The following is a 643-nucleotide window of genomic DNA, read 5'->3' on the forward strand; positions in this document are numbered from 1 at the left end:
ACTATCCAATTTTTAAACCAAATTTCTTTATTAGAATCAGAAACAGGTTTATTGCTTGAAGTAAATAATTGACCACAATTATTACACTTAAATCGTTGCTTGTTTGGTTGAATTCCACATTTAATTGTTTGAAGACTTTTACAGGTTGGACAACGCTTTTTTTTGAGTTTTTCATAAATAAAAAAAGTTTATTGAAACGAATTTCAATAAACTTCTCTCAATATCATATTTTATAGGTACTCAAAACATTTTTACCAACTATTTTTGACTATTAAACCTTTATAAAAAGTCCCATAATAAAATATAAATGCCCTAAAGACTTAGAAACTCTGTAGGGCATTTTTTATGGATAGAAAGATTAAATTTATATTACTTCGTCGGGTTAATTTTCTTTTGTTTTTTTACTATCAAAAACCCACCCAAAATTATTCCTGAAAATATTAATAGACATAGTTTCTCGTCTATGGGCAAAACAGGCGTGTTGTCTGCTGTGTCTTCTTCAAAAGCAGGAGGCGGAGCTTGCCCTTGCCATGGATCTGTTTCTCCTTGAGAAAAGGAAACAGTTATGTTTGCAACAAGAAATATAAATAGAATAAGACTTTTAATTTTATTTGTTTTCATATTATTATTCAATTATTAATTT

At 28.1% G+C, this 643-nt stretch carries 2 protein-coding genes; both read right to left on the reverse strand.

What is annotated here, in order from left to right; all coding sequences use genetic code 11:
* Positions 1-179: IS1/IS1595 family N-terminal zinc-binding domain-containing protein (locus tag ABD771_RS14315; protein WP_425556447.1), on the reverse strand; the 179-nt coding region annotated here is incomplete at its 3' end.
* 190 nt (positions 180-369) lie between these two features.
* Entirely contained in the window at positions 370-621 is a 252-nt protein-coding gene (locus tag ABD771_RS04725) for a hypothetical protein (protein ID WP_345091346.1), read from the reverse strand.
* Positions 622-643 lie beyond the last annotated feature (22 nt).

Origin of the sequence: Flavobacterium chungnamense (assembly GCF_039539165.1) — a bacterium.
Taxonomy (GTDB): Bacteria; Bacteroidota; Bacteroidia; order Flavobacteriales; family Flavobacteriaceae; genus Flavobacterium; species Flavobacterium chungnamense.

Coding starts and splice junctions, on each gene's coding strand:
- ABD771_RS04725 (WP_345091346.1), bottom strand. CDS start 621: ATGAAAACAAATAAAATTAAAAGTCTTATTCTATTTATATTTCTTGTT.